Source organism: Micromonospora sp. NBC_01412 (assembly GCF_045040215.1).
GTDB classification, from domain to species: domain Bacteria; phylum Actinomycetota; class Actinomycetes; order Mycobacteriales; family Micromonosporaceae; genus Micromonospora; species Micromonospora rubida.
This window is the reverse complement of sequence record NZ_CP109528.1, coordinates 864458-878393: the sequence shown is the minus strand read 5'-3', so window position 1 is coordinate 878393 and position 13936 is coordinate 864458. Positions and strand designations below refer to the sequence as shown.

Annotated in this window: 14 protein-coding genes and 1 pseudogene; 7 read left to right on the top strand and 8 right to left on the bottom strand. The window is 75.5% G+C overall.

Annotated features, from left to right (window positions below; translation table 11 throughout):
- Positions 1 to 24: 24 nt before the first annotated feature.
- From OG617_RS03705 to OG617_RS03695, 3 genes are read right to left on the bottom strand one after another with little or no spacing between them, the layout of a single operon-like run.
- On the bottom strand, positions 25 to 1503 hold the full coding sequence (locus OG617_RS03705) for a PH domain-containing protein (protein WP_405098667.1): 1479 nt from the start codon (positions 1501 to 1503) through the stop codon (positions 25 to 27).
- Positions 1500 to 2096: a PH domain-containing protein gene (locus OG617_RS03700; protein WP_405098665.1), complete on the bottom strand. Its 597-nt coding sequence runs from the start codon at positions 2094 to 2096 to the stop codon at positions 1500 to 1502. The genes OG617_RS03705 and OG617_RS03700 overlap by 4 nt, the downstream gene beginning before the upstream one ends.
- A gap of 22 nt (positions 2097 to 2118) precedes the next feature.
- Complete coding sequence (locus tag OG617_RS03695; protein WP_405098663.1) at positions 2119 to 2349, bottom strand: hypothetical protein; 231 nt, start codon at positions 2347 to 2349, stop codon at positions 2119 to 2121.
- 237 nt (positions 2350 to 2586) lie between these two features.
- On the opposite strand from OG617_RS03695, the gene OG617_RS03690 reads away from it, so the two are divergent.
- Genes OG617_RS03690 through OG617_RS03680 form a run of 3 tightly spaced genes read left to right on the top strand, consistent with a single transcriptional unit; the run spans position 2587 to position 5653 of the window.
- Positions 2587 to 3702, top strand: coding sequence for an AAA family ATPase (locus tag OG617_RS03690; protein WP_405098661.1), 1116 nt, complete (start codon positions 2587 to 2589; stop codon positions 3700 to 3702).
- Positions 3681 to 4706, top strand: coding sequence for a DUF58 domain-containing protein (locus OG617_RS03685; protein WP_396682287.1), 1026 nt, complete (start codon positions 3681 to 3683; stop codon positions 4704 to 4706). The genes OG617_RS03690 and OG617_RS03685 overlap by 22 nt, the downstream gene beginning before the upstream one ends.
- On the top strand, positions 4703 to 5653 hold the full coding sequence (locus tag OG617_RS03680; protein ID WP_405098658.1) for a VWA domain-containing protein: 951 nt from the start codon (positions 4703 to 4705) through the stop codon (positions 5651 to 5653). Before OG617_RS03685 ends, OG617_RS03680 begins: the two co-directional genes overlap by 4 nt.
- 51 nt (positions 5654 to 5704) lie before the next feature.
- Here the strand turns inward: OG617_RS03680 and OG617_RS03675 are convergent, their stop codons facing one another.
- From OG617_RS03675 to OG617_RS03655, 5 genes are all read right to left on the bottom strand, one after another.
- Positions 5705 to 5827, bottom strand: coding sequence for a hypothetical protein (locus OG617_RS03675; RefSeq protein ID WP_405098656.1), 123 nt, complete (start codon positions 5825 to 5827; stop codon positions 5705 to 5707).
- Positions 5828 to 6092: 265 nt separating this feature from the next.
- Positions 6093 to 7235 (bottom strand): acyltransferase, encoded by a 1143-nt coding sequence (locus OG617_RS03670; protein WP_405098654.1) that lies wholly within the window; start codon positions 7233 to 7235, stop codon positions 6093 to 6095.
- On the bottom strand, positions 7232 to 8128 hold the full coding sequence (locus OG617_RS03665; protein WP_405098652.1) for an alpha/beta hydrolase: 897 nt from the start codon (positions 8126 to 8128) through the stop codon (positions 7232 to 7234). Before OG617_RS03665 ends, OG617_RS03670 begins: the two co-directional genes overlap by 4 nt.
- Before the next feature lie 99 nt (positions 8129 to 8227).
- Entirely contained in the window at positions 8228 to 8890 is a 663-nt protein-coding gene (locus OG617_RS03660; protein ID WP_405098650.1) for a response regulator, read from the bottom strand.
- Entirely contained in the window at positions 8887 to 10122 is a 1236-nt protein-coding gene (locus tag OG617_RS03655; protein WP_405098648.1) for a sensor histidine kinase, read from the bottom strand. Before OG617_RS03655 ends, OG617_RS03660 begins: the two co-directional genes overlap by 4 nt.
- Before the next feature lie 155 nt (positions 10123 to 10277).
- On the opposite strand from OG617_RS03655, the gene fabG reads away from it, so the two are divergent.
- From fabG to OG617_RS03635, 4 genes and pseudogenes are all read left to right on the top strand, one after another.
- Positions 10278 to 10982: a 3-oxoacyl-ACP reductase FabG gene (gene fabG / locus OG617_RS03650; RefSeq protein WP_396682275.1), complete on the top strand. Its 705-nt coding sequence runs from the start codon at positions 10278 to 10280 to the stop codon at positions 10980 to 10982.
- Between the two features lie 38 nt (positions 10983 to 11020).
- Positions 11021 to 11788: an enoyl-ACP reductase FabI gene (gene fabI / locus OG617_RS03645; protein ID WP_396682273.1), complete on the top strand. Its 768-nt coding sequence runs from the start codon at positions 11021 to 11023 to the stop codon at positions 11786 to 11788.
- 98 nt (positions 11789 to 11886) lie between these two features.
- Entirely contained in the window at positions 11887 to 12918 is a 1032-nt protein-coding gene (locus OG617_RS03640) for a ferrochelatase (RefSeq protein WP_405098646.1), read from the top strand.
- Between the two features lie 75 nt (positions 12919 to 12993).
- Positions 12994 to 13770 (top strand): annotated as a pseudogene (locus OG617_RS03635) (HAD-IIA family hydrolase); the annotation flags it as partial.
- Positions 13771 to 13936 lie beyond the last annotated feature (166 nt).

Sequence of the window (13936 nt, the reverse complement as noted above, 5' to 3'; positions counted from 1 at the left end):
GTCCCGGCCGCGCGGCGGGCCGGCTCAGCCGGGGTGGCGGGCGGCGTGCGCCCGCGCGGTCAGCTCCGCAGCCAGCCACCACGCCTCGGCGAGGTCGCGGTCGAGCGCGGCGGCGCCCGCGCCGCCCGCGGTGTCCGCGTGCACGGTCGCCAGCCGCAGCCGCCGTTGCGCCGGGCCCTGGGTCACCCGCACGCTCTGGATCCGCGCGTACGGCACGACGGTGAGCTGCCGGGTGACCAGCCCGGACCGGGCGGCGAAGACCTGTTCGTCGAGCCCGGCGCCGACGGCCCGGCGGCTCAGCGGGCGCAGCCACCGGGCCCGGGCCGGCGGGAGGCTCGTCGCCAGCCCGCTCAGCCGCACCCCCGGCAGCACCTCCGTCACGATCCGTTCCCCGGTGTGCGCGTCGCCCACCGGCAGCAGCCGGTCGGGCCGGTTCCGGTCGTCCGGTTCGCCGGCCGCGTAGCCGGCCACCTCCAGCCGCAGCCGCAGCCAGCCCTTTGCGCGCCAGAGCAGCGGCCAGGTGACCCCGACCGTCTGCACCCGGCTCAACGGCACGGTCTGCGCCCGGGTCTCCAGCAGGCCGTTGCGGATCCGCAGGGTGCCCTCGTCCCGGGCCAGCCGGAAGTTCCAGTCGTCGAGGACGCGGCGTACCGGTTGCAGCAGCACGCCGGCCATCGCGGTGAGCGTGCTCGCCACCGCGATGAACGACCAGGAGTCCTCGGAGAGGAACTGGGCCACGACGAAGGCCACGCCGAGGGGCAGCAGGAGCGCCTGCGGGGTGAGCAGCTGGCTGACCAGCAGGTCCCGGTTGGCCACGTTGTGCAGCGCCCGCCCGGGCGGGACCGGCGGGGCCCCGTGTCCGATTCCCGGCCCGTCCGTCGCCGTGGTCGCCGGCTGAGGGCCGGGGGCGGTCCCGGGGCCGGCGAGCGCGAGCAGCCGCTGCCGCAGGGTGGCGGCCTCGGCCACCCCCAGGTACGCCAGCGGCGCCTCGGTCTTCCCGCCGCCGACCACCTCCAGCCGCAGCTCGGCCAGCCCGGTGAGCTGGGCGAGCAGCGGGCGGACCACCTCGACGGCCTGGAGGCGCTCCAGCGGGATGGCCCGGGTGCGCCGCCAGAGCAGGCCCTCGTACACCCGCAGCTCGCGGCCGACCACGTGGTAGCCGGTGTTGTACCAGCTGACCACCGCGAGCACGGTCGCGCCGAGGGCCAGCACGGTCACCATCGCCGCGAACCAGCCGAAGCCGACCCGGGACAGGGTCGACCAGGACAGCCCGGCGATGACCACGACCAGCGACTTGGCCCCGTGCAGCGCGGGACTCAGCGGGTGCAGCCGCTGCCGGGGCTCCCCGCCCCCGGCCGGCTGGTCGGGGAGCTGCGGCCCCGGCCCGCCCGGCGGGGCGACGGCCGCCTCGGGCCCGTGCGGGGGGCCGGTGGTCGGTGCGGCGGGCACGGGGGCCGGGAACTGCGGGGAGTGGGGGTCGGTGTTGTGCTGGCCCTGGCTCACAGGCCCTCCGCGCGGTCCTCGCCGAGCGCGGTGAGCCGGTCGCGCAGCCGGGACGCCTCCGCCGGGCGCAGCCCCGGCACCCGGGCGTCGCTGGCCGCGGCGGCGGTGTGCAGCTGCACCGTGGCCACGTCGAACGCGCGCTCCAGCGGGCCGGCGCTGACGTCGACGAACTGCATCCGCGAGTACGGCACGATGGACAGCCGGCGGACCAGCAGCCCGTGCCGCACCAGCAGGTCGTTCTCGCGCTCGGCGTACCCCCAGGCGTGCACCGCGCGCACGATGGTGACGACCCGCCACGCGCCGGCCAGCACGACCGCGCCGAGGGCTGCGCCGAACAGCCAGTGCCCGCTCAACGCCCAGCCGACGGCGAGACCCAGCAGCAGCACCCCGAGCGCCGCCGCCAGCCGCAGCAGCTCCACCCAGATCAGGTCGCCGGACACCGGCTGCCAGCGCACGGTGTCCGGCCACGGCTCCAGCGGGCCCGGCGGGAACGCCGCCGACCAGGCCGGCACCGGCGGCGGGGCGGGGTGCGGGTCGGGTGGGACGGCCGGCGGGCCGGGTGGGGGTGGGCCGCCGACAGGGTCGCCGGTCACCGGGAGGGTCCGCTCTGCGCGCTCACCAGTCGAGCGTAGGCGATCCGGCCAGCGGCGTGACCTCCCGAAGGAAGCCGCGCGCGTCGAGGAAGTCACCGAGCGAGGACCGGTGGTCGGCGCAGGCCAGCCAGGTCTTGCGCCGGTCGGCGGTGTGCAGGCGCGGATTGTTCCAGCGAAGTGCCCACTCGGCGGGCGCGCGACAGCCCCGGGCCGAGCAGATCGGTGCCGCGTCGGCGGGGAGGGGGGCGCTCATCCGGGCCAGTCTAGGTGCGCGGCGAGAAGATTGAGCGCCGGGCGGCCACGGGGGGAGCCGCCCGGCGACGGGGTGAATGGTACACACGCCGGACCCCCTGGTGTAAACCCTGATCGGCGATTCGGGACGGTGGGACGGCGTGGCGAAAAACGGCTTCTCCCGGCCTCGGCACTCAGCCGGGCATGCGAGTCTTGACACGCACCACGTCGCGACAACCGATCATGCTGTGGAGGACCGGTGGCCCAGCCGACCACGCCCGACACCCCGACGCCGAACGGCAGCGCGCCGGACAACCCCCCGACCTCGGCGCCGCCGACGACCACCCCCGCCCAGGACGCGACGCTGTTGGAGCGGGCGCTGTTCGAGATCAAGCGGGTGATCGTCGGCCAGGACCGGATGGTCGAGCGGATGTTCGTGGCGCTGCTCGCCCGGGGGCACTGCCTGCTGGAGGGGGTGCCCGGGGTGGCGAAGACCCTCGCTGTGGAGACCCTCGCCAAGGTGGTCGGCGGATCCTTCGCCCGGGTGCAGTTCACCCCGGACCTGGTCCCCGCCGACATCATGGGCACCCGGATCTACCGGCAGTCCAGCGAGAAGTTCGACGTCGAGTTGGGCCCGGTCTTCGTCAACTTCCTGCTCGCCGACGAGATCAACCGGGCCCCGGCCAAGGTCCAGTCGGCCCTGCTGGAGGTGATGAGCGAGCGGCAGGTGTCGATCGGCGGCCAGACCCACCGGGTGCCGGAGCCGTTCCTCGTGATGGCCACCCAGAACCCGATCGAGCAGGAGGGCGTCTACCCGCTGCCGGAGGCGCAGCGGGACCGCTTCCTGATGAAGATCATCGTTGGGTATCCGACCGACGCCGAGGAGCGGGAGATCGTGTACCGGATGGGGGTGACCCCGCCGCAGCCGACGCAGATCTTCGACACCGGGGACCTGATCGCGTTGCAGCGCAAGGCCGACCAGGTCTTCGTGCACAACGCGCTGGTCGACTACGCGGTCCGGCTGGTGCTGGCCACCCGCGCCCCCGCCGAGCACGGCATGCCCGACGTCGCGCAACTGATCCAGTACGGCGCCAGCCCGCGCGCCTCACTCGGCCTGGTCCGGGCCACCCGGGCGCTGGCGCTGCTGCGCGGCCGGGACTACGCCCTCCCGCAGGACGTGCAGGACATCGCGCCGGACATCCTGCGCCACCGGCTGGTGCTCAGCTACGACGCGCTCGCCGACGACGTGCCGGCCGACCACGTGGTGCACCGGGTGATGTCGACCATCCCGCTGCCGTCGGTGGCCCCGCGCCAGCAGGCCACCCCGAACGGCCCGCCGCCGGCCGCCGCCGGGTGGCCCGGGCAGCGGCCGTGACCTCACCCACCCCCACCCCCTCCGGGGGTACGCGGTGGTCGCCCTCACCCGCCGCCGCCCCCCGCAGCGACGCGCTGCTGTCCCGGCTCCAGCTGATGGTCACCCGCAAGCTCGACGGCCTGCTCCAGGGCGACTACGCCGGGCTGCTGCCCGGCCCGGGCAGCGAGGCGGGGGAGTCGCGCGAGTACCGCCCGGGCGACGACGTACGCCGGATGGACTGGCCGGTGACCGCGCGCACGACGACGCCGCACGTGCGGCGCACGGTCGCCGACCGGGAGCTGGAGACGTGGCTCGCGGTGGACCTGTCCGCGAGCCTGGACTTCGGCACCGGTCAATGGCTGAAGCGGGACGTGGTGGTGGCCGCCGCCGCCGCGCTGACCCACCTGACCGTGCGCGGCGGCAACCGGATCGGGGCGGTGGTCGGCAGCGGCGCCGCGCCGGCGGCCCCGGCCGGACGCCGCCGGGGCACGCCGCCGCCCGGCCCCGGCCGGCTGGTCCGGCTGCCCGCCCGGTCCGGGCGGAAGGAGGCGCAGGGGCTGCTGCGGGCGATCGCCGGCACCGAGATCCGGCCCGGGCGCAGCGACCTGGGCGCGCTGGTCGACATGCTGAACCGGCCGCCCCGCCGGCGCGGGCTCGCGGTGGTCATCTCCGACTTCCTCGCGCCGCCGCCGCAGTGGGCGCGGCCGATGCGTAAGCTGCGGGTCCGGCACGACGTGCTGGCGATCGAGGTGGTGGACCCGCGCGAGCTGGAGCTGCCCGACGTGGGGGTGCTGCCGGTGGTGGACCCGGAGACCGGGGAGCTGCACGAGGTGCAGACCGCCGACCCGCGGCTGCGCCGCCGGTACGCCGAGGCCGCCGCCGCCCAGCGCGCGGAGATCTCCGCCCAGCTCCGCGCCGCCGGCGCGGCCCACCTGCGACTGCGGACCGACACCGACTGGCTGCTCGACATGGTGCGCTTCGTCGCCGCGCAGCGGCACGCCCGCACCCGGGGGACGACACGATGATCCGTTTTCTGCAACCGTGGTGGCTGCTGGCCGTGCTGCCGGTGCTCGCCCTCGCCGCGCTGTACGTGTGGCGGCAGCTGCACCGCCGGGCGTACGCGATGCGGTTCACCAACGTGGACCTGCTGCGCACCCTGGCGCCGAAGGGGCTGGGCTGGCGGCGGCACGTTCCGGCGGTGGCGTTCCTGCTCTGCCTGCTGGTGCTGTCCACCGCCCTGGCCCGGCCGGCGATCGACACCAGGGAACCGCTGGAGCGGGCCACCGTCATGCTGGCCATCGACGTTTCGCTGTCCATGCAGGCCGACGACGTGGCGCCGAACCGGCTGGAGGCGGCACAGGAGGCGGCGAAGCAGTTCGTCGGCGAGCTTCCGGAGAGCTACAACCTCGGCCTGGTCTCGTTCGCCAAGTCGGCGAACGTGCTGGTGCCGCCCGGCAAGGACCGGGGCGCGGTGACCACCGCGATCGACGGGCTGGTGCTGGCGGAGGCGACGGCGACCGGTGAGGCGGTGTTCACCTGCCTGGAGTCGATCCGGTCGGTGCCGGCCGACGGCGCGGCGGGCATCCCGCCGGCCCGGATCGTGCTGCTCTCCGACGGCTTCCGCACCTCCGGCCGGTCGGTGGAGGAGGCCGCCGCCGCCGCCCAGGCGGCCAACGTGCCGGTCTCCACCATCGCTTTCGGCACGGACGCCGGCCAGGTCGACATCGGCGGGCAGCTCCAGCGGGTGCCGGTGGACCGGCTGGCGCTGGCCGACCTGGCGGAGACCACCGACGGTTACTTCTACGAGGCGGCCTCGGTCAGCGAACTCAAGCAGGTCTACCAGGACATGGGCAGCTCGATCGGGTTCCGCACGGAGCCCCGCGAGGTCACCCAGTGGTACGCCGGGATCGCGCTGCTGCTGGCCCTCTGCGCGGGCGCCACGAGTCTCCTGTGGTCCTCCCGGCTGATCTGACCGACCCCGGTCCCGTCCGCGTCGACCGTGGGGTCGGCGTGGGCGGGGCGGTCAGTGGCCGGCGGAGGCGAGGACGAAGACGACGGCCACCCAGACGGCGGCGAGGGTGAAGCCCAGCGGGGCGACGTAGCGGCTCATGGACGGCTCCGGGTGGCGACTGGACGGTCCGCGCATGCGGGGGCGGACCGCAGGGGGTGGATCAGGACGCGCACACAAAGTCGTGACCGGGCTGCTCCCGGCGCGGCCCGGTCATCCGGCGCGGGGCCGGTGACCGGGCGGAGGCGGGGAGCGGAGCTGGGTCAGCTCACCTACTGAGTCGTGGCTCAGCGGGGCTGACGTTCGGCCCGGCCACGACTGGGAGGATCGCTATCTCGCACAGCGATCACCTCCTGCGTTCGGCGGGGCCCGGAACGCGGACCACACGGCCCGCAAACGTGGATCATCGTACACCTGGATGGTCGCCGGACGGCACTCGGCCGACCGGTTGGCCGAGCCGCTCCGCAGGGCCCACCGCCGGGCGGTCCGCGACCCGCCGGGGACGCAGCAGCAGCGCCAGGACGACGGCCAGCACGGGCAGCCAGCAGAGCCGGGCGGCCAGCCAGGGCAGGCCGTCCGGGGTGGTGTGCAGTCCCGGCAGCGCACCTCCGGCCCGGGCGGCCAGCGCGGTGACACCGACCAGCACCGGCTGGTGCCAGAGGTAGACGCGCACCGCGTTCCGGTTGACCGCGCCCACCACCCGCCCGGGCAGCGGCCGCCGCAGCAGCCGGGTCAGCGCGGGCCCGACGAGCAGTCCCACCCCCACCTGGGTCACCGCCAGGGCGACCGCCAGCAGCGAGGGCGGGTTCAGGTTGGACACGCCCGCACCGGGTACCCCGACGGCGCTGACGGGGTAGCCGACGCCGACCAGCGTCGCGAGGCCGGCCACGCCGATGGCCACCAGCGCCACGGCCGGGCGCCGGCCCGCCAGCCGGCCGTCGGCGTGGGCCAGCCCGAGCAGGTACGGCACCGCCCACGCGGCCAGCACGCTGACCGGCAGCAGCCCGTCGGCGGCCGGCAGCAGGCGCGCGGCGAGGTCGCCGGCACCCACCACGACCACCTCCGGCGCCGCGCACCACAGGGGCCCCCACCGGCGTACGGCGGCGGTCAGCGGGGCGGTCAGCGCCACCAGGGCGGCCAGCGGCAGCAGGAACCACAGCGGGGTCGCCGCCAGGGTCAGCGCCACGGTGAGCGTGGCGTCTGGCGTGCCCAGCACGGTGGCGATCAGCAGCACCGCCGCGCCGGTGCCGAGCAGCGCCACGGCCGGCAGCGCCAGCCGGCCGATCCGCCGCGCCAGCCAGCCCCGGGCACCGCCGGGGTGGGCGGCCATCGACCGGGCGGAGGCGTACCCGGCGGTGAAGAAGAACAGCCCGAGCGTCTGGAACAGCCAGGTGGCCGGGGCCAGGGCCGGCATGGCGCTCAGCGGGCTGGCCTGGCTCAGCGAACCGTCGGGCGCCAGCACGAGGCCGGTGACGAGCCAGTGCCCGAGTACGACGCCACCCATGGCGTACGCGCGCAGCCCGTCGACCACCGGGTCCCGGCTCACCGGGAACCCCCCACCGACACACCGGTGAGCAGCACAGACGCCACCGCGGTCAGCGTCGGGCTGCCGGGCACCAGGTAGCCGTCGTGTCCCGCGACACCGGCGGCCGGCAACGGCCGGGCGCCGAAGGCGGGGTCGCCGGGGCGGCGGCCGTGCCCCAGACCGGGCACCCGTAGCTGCGGCACCCGCCGGATCCAGTCGGTGTCGGCCTCGCCCGCCCAGACCCGCCGGGTCCCGCCGAGCGCGTCGGCGCGGTCGACGCCCACGCCGATGCCACCCAGCGTCACCACGTCGGTGACCTGAGCCGGGGCCTGTGCCGCCGCCAACCCCACCACGAGCGAGCCGTAGCTGTGGCCGATCAGCGTGATCGAGGCGGCCGGGCGGTGGGCGGCCAGGGCGCGCAGCAGGTCGAGCAGGGCGGCGGCGCCCTGGCGGGCGCTGGCCGCCCCGGCGGCCCCGATCACGCCGCCGGGCGGGTTGTAGCCGAGCCAGGCGAGCACGGCGACCCGGGCGTCCGGGTCGATCCGCCGCGCCTCGGCGTGCACCTGCCGCGCCTGGCCGGCCGGCGCGCGGCGGGCCACCCCGCCCAGCCCCCGGTCGAAGTCGCGCAGCGTGCTGCCGACCCCCGGGATCAGCACCGCGATCCGGTCCGCCGTCGCGAGGTCGCCGAGCACCTCGACGGCCAGCCCGTCGCCGCGCGGGTCGAAGGTCAGGAACCGCCGCCCGGTCGCCGCCCAGCCGGCGTACGGCGCTCCGGCCGCGCGCATCGCCGCCGCCGTGCCCGGGTACGCCTCGACGAAGGCGGCCGCCGCGACCGGATCGGCTCCGGCCGGTGCGACCAGGCCGATCCCGAGCAGCGCGGGCAGCGCGAACCGGGTGACACCTCTGAACCGCATCGTGTTCTCCCTCCGGAAGGTTTTCCGGTGAGAGCGTGCGATGCGGACGGGTACGCGGGCGTCACCCCGGGGAGCCGTCTCCGGCCTACCCCCGTGGGGCTACTCGCCGGCCGCGACCAGCCCCGTCTCGTACGCGAGCACCACGGCCTGGGCCCGGTCGCGCAGGCCGAGCTTGGTCAGCACCCGCCCGACGTGGGTCTTGACGGTCTGCTCGGCGACCACCAGGTCGGCGGCGATCTCGGAATTGGAGCGCCCCCGCGCGATCAGCCGGAGGACCTCCGTCTCGCGGGGCGTCAGCCGGGCCAGGACGGTGGGTCGGGGCCGGTGCCGGTCCGGCCGGGCGGCGAACTCGGCGATCAGCCGACGGGTGACCGCCGGGGCCAACAGGGCGTCACCGGAGGCCACCACGCGGACGGCGTGCACCAGGTCGGCCGCCGGGGCGTCCTTGAGCAGGAAGCCGCTGGCCCCGGCCCGCAGCGCCTCGTAGACGTAGTCGTCGAGGTCGAAGGTGGTCAGGATGAGCACCTTCGGGCGTTCGGCCGGCCGGGTGCCGAGCAGTTCGCGGGTGGCGGCGAGCCCGTCCAGCACCGGCATCCGGACGTCCATCAGCACCACGTCCGGGTCGAGCCGGCGGGCGGCGGAGACCGCCTGCGCGCCGTCGGCGGCGTCGCCGACCACGACCAGGTCCGGCTGGGCGGCCAGCAGCGCGCCGAAGCCCTGTCGGACCATCGCCTGGTCGTCGGCGATCAGCACCTTGATCATTGCGTTCCGGCCTCCCCGTCGTAGGGCAGCACTGCGGCGACCGCGTATCCGCCGCCGTCGGAGTGCCCGGCGGTGAAGCTACCGCCCAGCGAGACCGCCCGCTCCCGCATCCCGGTCAGCCCGTGGCCGGCCCGGCCGCCGTCCTCGGCACCCGCGCCGCCCGGGTCGTTCTCCACGCGTACCACCAGCGCCCCGGACCGGGCGCGGAGCGTCACCCGCGCCGCCGCCCCGGGCGCGTGCCGGGCCGCGTTGGCCAGCGCCTCCTGCACGATGCGGTACGCGGCCAGCCCGACCGGCGCGGGCACGGCGGGGAGCGCGTCGACGGCCAGGGTCACCGTCATGCCGGCCCGGCGGGCGGCGTCGACCAGGGCGGGCACCTCCGGCAGGTCCGGTTGCGGCGCGGTCTGCGGGTCCGTTGAGTCGCTGCGCAGCACGCCCAGCAGGCGTCGCATGTCGGTCAGCGCGTCCCGGGCGGAGCCCGCGATGGCGGTGAACTCGGCGCGCGCCGACTCGGGCAGCCCGTTCAGCCGGTACGGCGCGGTCTCCGCCTGCACGGCGATCATCGACATGTGGTGGGCCACCACGTCGTGCATCTCGCGGGCGATCCGGGTGCGTTCCTCCAGCACCGCCCGCCGGGCCTGTTCCCGCTCGCTGCGCTCGGCCTGGTCGGCGAGCGCCCGCTGGCTGCGCCGGCGGCGGCCGATCTGGTCGCCGAGGACGAGGGCGACGATGACCAGCACGGTGACGCCGTACACGTTCGCCTGGTGTGGGACGAGGAGGTAGACCGGCAGCAGGCTCAGCAGGCCCGCCCAGGTGGCCACGCCGGTGTCGGTGCGCGCGGCGAGCACGACGAGCACGACGAGGTAGCCGACGATCTGCACCGGGTTCCACGGCCAGGCCTCCGCCCGGGTCGCGTCGATGACGCCCAGGTAGAGCAGGGGGTAGCCGATGCGCCACGCCCAGAGCGGGTGGCGAGCGGCGAGGCCGGCGGGCAGCGTGCTGCCGAGGCCCAACGCGAGCGCGTACGGCTCCGGCAGCCCTCGGGTGTCGGCCAGGTACCGGGCGGCGGCGATCGTCAGGCCCAGCCCCGCGAGCAGGCAGGCCGGGACCAGGTAGCCGTGCCAGCGGCGTCGTCGGCGGGTGGGCGCCGACGGTCGGGGAGCGTCCGGGCCGACGAGCAGCCGGCGCAGGTCGCGCAGCGCGGCGCGTACGGCTCCGGCGGGTTGGCTCATTCCTGGCAGGCTACGGCGGTCGGGGGTGCCGGGGCGTGCCACCACGGGGTGATCCGGGTGTCGTACCAGGGAGTGACCCGGGCGGCGTTAGCGCTTACCTGCCGGTAACGCCTAGGCTCCGACCGACCGGGAGATCATCGAACCGAGGGGGACCCGTGGCCCGAACCGTGCTGGTGACCGGCGGCAACCGGGGGATCGGCCTGGCCATCGCCCAGGCCTTCGCCAAGCAGGGCGACCGGGTGGCGGTGACGCACCGTAGTGGTGACGCCCCGGAAGGGCTGTTCGGGGTGCGGTGCGACGTGACCGACTCCGCCTCTGTCGACGCGGCCTTCGGCACCATCGAGGCCGAGCTGGGCCCGGTCGAGGTGCTGGTGGCCAACGCCGGCATCACCGACGACACCCTGATCATGCGGATGTCGGAGGAGCAGTTCACCCGGGTGGTGGACACCAACCTCACCGGCGCGTTCCGCTGTGCCAAGCGCGCCTCGACGAAGATGCTCCGGGCCCGGTGGGGCCGGATGATCTTCATCTCCTCGGTCGTCGGCCTGTACGGCGGCCCCGGCCAGGTCAACTACGCGGCGAGCAAGGCCGGCATGGTCGGCGTGGCCCGCTCGATCACCCGGGAGCTGGGCGGACGCAACATCACCGCCAACGTCGTCGCGCCCGGCTTCATCGACACCGACATGACCGCCGCGCTGCCCGAGGACCGCCGGGCCGAGTACCTCAAGTCCATCCCCGCGGGCCGGTTCGCCACCCCCGACGAGGTCGCCCAGGTGGTCGCCTGGCTGGCCTCGGACGGCGCCGGCTACATCTCCGGCGCAGTGATCCCGGTCGACGGCGGCCTGGGCATGGGCCACTGACGCAGCTCATCGCACCGACTCAACGGAGGAACTCCCACATGTCCGGACTGCTGGCCGGTAAGCGGCTGCTGGTCACCGGCGTCATCACCGACGCCTCGATCGCCTTCTCGGTGGCGAAGCTCGCCCAGGAGAACGGCGCGCAGGTCGTGCTCACCGGCTACGGCCGGCTCTCCCTCGTCGAGCGGATCGCCCGGCGGCTGCCCGAGCCGGCCCCGGTCATCGAGCTGGACGTGACCGACGCCGAGCAGCTCGCCGGCCTGGCCGACAAGGTCCGCGAGCACGTCGACGGCCTCGACGGGGTGGTGCACTCGATCGGCTTCGCCCCGCAGAGCTGCCTCGGCGGCGGCTTCCTCGACGCGCCGTGGGAGGACGTGGCCACCGCGCTGCACGTCTCGACGTACTCCTACAAGTCCCTGGCCATGGCGGCGCTGCCGCTCATGCAGCCGGGCGGCGCGGTGGTCGGGCTGACCTTCGACGCCACCAAGGCGTGGCCGGTCTACGACTGGATGGGCGTGGCCAAGGCCGGGCTGGAGTCCGCCTCCCGCTACCTGGCGATGCACCTGGGCAAGCAGGGCATCCGCAGCAACCTGGTCGCCGCCGGCCCGCTGCGCACCATCGCGGCGAAGTCGATCCCCGGCTTCGAGCAGTTCGAGGACGCCTGGGCCGAGCGCGCCCCGCTGGGCTGGAGCCTCACCGACCAGGAGCCGGCCGCCCGGGCCTGCCTGGCGCTGATGTCGGACTGGTTCCCGGCCACCACCGGCGAGATCGTCCACGTCGACGGCGGCTACCACGCCATCGGCGCCTGACGTCGCGGGCGGGCCCCGCCGACGCGGGAGCCCGCCCTTCCACCCCCGGACCAGGGGGCGTCGCCAGGCCCCCGCCGAGGGCGGGGAAGAATAGGCCCATGGCGTACGACGCGTTGGTGCTGGTCTCCTTCGGCGGCCCGGAGCGGCCCGAGGACGTGCTGCCCTTCCTCCAGAACGTGACCCGGGGGCGCGGCGTGCCCCCGGAGCGGCTGGCGGAGGTCGTCGAGCACTACCAGCACTTCGGCGGTGTCTCCCCGATCAACCAGCAGTGCCGCGACCTGCTCGCCGCCATCCGGGCGGACTTCGCCGCCCACGGCGTCGACCTGCCGGTCTACTGGGGCAACCGGAACTGGGACCCGATGCTCGCCGACACCGTGGCCCGGATGCGCGACGACGGGATCACCACCGCCCTGGCGCTCGTGACCAGCGCCTACGGCGGCTACTCCTCCTGCCGTCAGTACCAGGAGGACATCGCGAAGGCCCGCGCGGCCGTCGGCCCGGACGCCCCGGTGATCGAGAAGCTGCGCCAGTTCTGGGACCATCCGGGCTTCGTCGAGCCGCACGCCGACGCGGTCAGGGCGGCGCTGGGCCAGCTCGACCCGGCGAAGCGGGCCACCACCCGGCTGGTGTTCACCGCCCACTCCGTCCCCGTCTCGGCGGCCGCGAACGCCGGTCCGCACGGCGGCCGGTACACCGCCCAGCTCGCCGAGGTCGCCCGGCTGGTACACGCCGCCGCCGCGCCCGACCTGCCGTACGACCTGGTGTGGCAGAGCCGCTCCGGCCCGCCCCAGGTGCCGTGGCTGGAGCCGGACGTCAACGACCACCTGGCCGCCCTCGCCGAGGCCGGCACCACCACCGCCGTGGTGGTCAGCCCGATCGGGTTCGTCTCCGACCACCTGGAGGTGGTGTGGGACCTCGACACCGAGGCGCTGGAGACGGCCAGGCAACTCGGGCTGGACTTCGCCCGGGCCGGCACCCCGGGCACCGACCCGCGCTTCGTGGCCATGGTGCGCGAGCTGGTCGCCGAGCGCACCGAGCCGGGCGGGGAGCGGCTGCGCCGCCGCCTCGGCGAGCTGCCGCTGTGGGACACCTGCCCGACGGTGTGCTGCGTGCCGGCCCGCCGGCCCTGACCGCCGCCCGCCACCTCCGACACCCGTGCGGGTCACCGTCCGACGGCCCCGCCCCGAGACCCCCTGGGACGACGAATGCACGAACGTAAGCCGGTGCAGAGCTGGCTGACCGACATGGACGGCGTGCTGGTGCACGAGGGCCAGCCGGTGCCCGGGGCACCGGAGTTCATCAACAAGCTGCGCTCCTCCGGCAAGCCGTTCCTGGTGCTGACCAACAACTCCATCTACACCCCGCGCGACCTGCAGGCCCGGCTGACCCGGATGGGCTTCGAGGTGCCCGAGCACGCCATCTGGACGGCGGCGCTGGCCACCGCCCAGTTCCTGGCCGACCAGCGGCCGGGCGGCACCGCGTACGCGATCGGGGAGGCCGGGCTGACCACGGCGCTGCACGCGGTCGGCTACGTGCTCACCGACTACGCCCCCGACTACGTGGTGCTGGGCGAGACCCGGACGTACAGCTTCGAGGCGATCACCAAGGCGGTCCGGCTGATCAACGAGGGGGCGCGGTTCATCTGCACCAACCCGGACGTCACCGGCCCGTCGGCCGAGGGCGCGCTGCCGGCCGCCGGCTCGGTCGCGGCGATGGTCTCGAAGGCGACCGGGGTGGCGCCGTACTTCGTCGGCAAGCCCAACCCGATGATGATGCGCTCGGCGCTGAACACGATCGACGCGCACTCCGAGACGACCGCGATGATCGGCGACCGGATGGACACCGACGTGCTGTGCGGCCTGGAGGCCGGGCTGGAGACGATCCTGGTGCTGACCGGGATCAGCACCCGGGTCGAGGCCGAGCGGTACCCGTACCGCCCGTCGCGGATCGTCAACTCGGTGGCCGACCTGATGGACGAGATCCGACCCACCCCCGGACCGCCGACCTGCGGCCGGCCGGCGACGGTCAGCCGCCAGGCCCGGCGGGCGCCAGGGCACTGAGCCCGGCGGGCACCAGAGCACTGGGGCGCTGAGGCCGGCGGGCGCCAGGGCGCTGGGAGCCGGCCGGCGGGCGGCCAGGGGTCGGGGC

Coding starts and splice junctions, on each gene's coding strand:
- OG617_RS03695 (WP_405098663.1), bottom strand. CDS start 2,349: ATGAGCGCCCCCCTCCCCGCCGACGCGGCACCGATCTGCTCGGCCCGG.
- OG617_RS03680 (WP_405098658.1), top strand. CDS start 4,703: ATGATCCGTTTTCTGCAACCGTGGTGGCTGCTGGCCGTGCTGCCGGTG.
- OG617_RS03675 (WP_405098656.1), bottom strand. CDS start 5,827: ATGCGCGGACCGTCCAGTCGCCACCCGGAGCCGTCCATGAGCCGCTAC.
- OG617_RS03665 (WP_405098652.1), bottom strand. CDS start 8,128: ATGCGGTTCAGAGGTGTCACCCGGTTCGCGCTGCCCGCGCTGCTCGGG.
- OG617_RS03660 (WP_405098650.1), bottom strand. CDS start 8,890: ATGATCAAGGTGCTGATCGCCGACGACCAGGCGATGGTCCGACAGGGC.
- OG617_RS03655 (WP_405098648.1), bottom strand. CDS start 10,122: ATGAGCCAACCCGCCGGAGCCGTACGCGCCGCGCTGCGCGACCTGCGC.
- fabI (WP_396682273.1), top strand. CDS start 11,021: ATGTCCGGACTGCTGGCCGGTAAGCGGCTGCTGGTCACCGGCGTCATC.
- OG617_RS03640 (WP_405098646.1), top strand. CDS start 11,887: ATGGCGTACGACGCGTTGGTGCTGGTCTCCTTCGGCGGCCCGGAGCGG.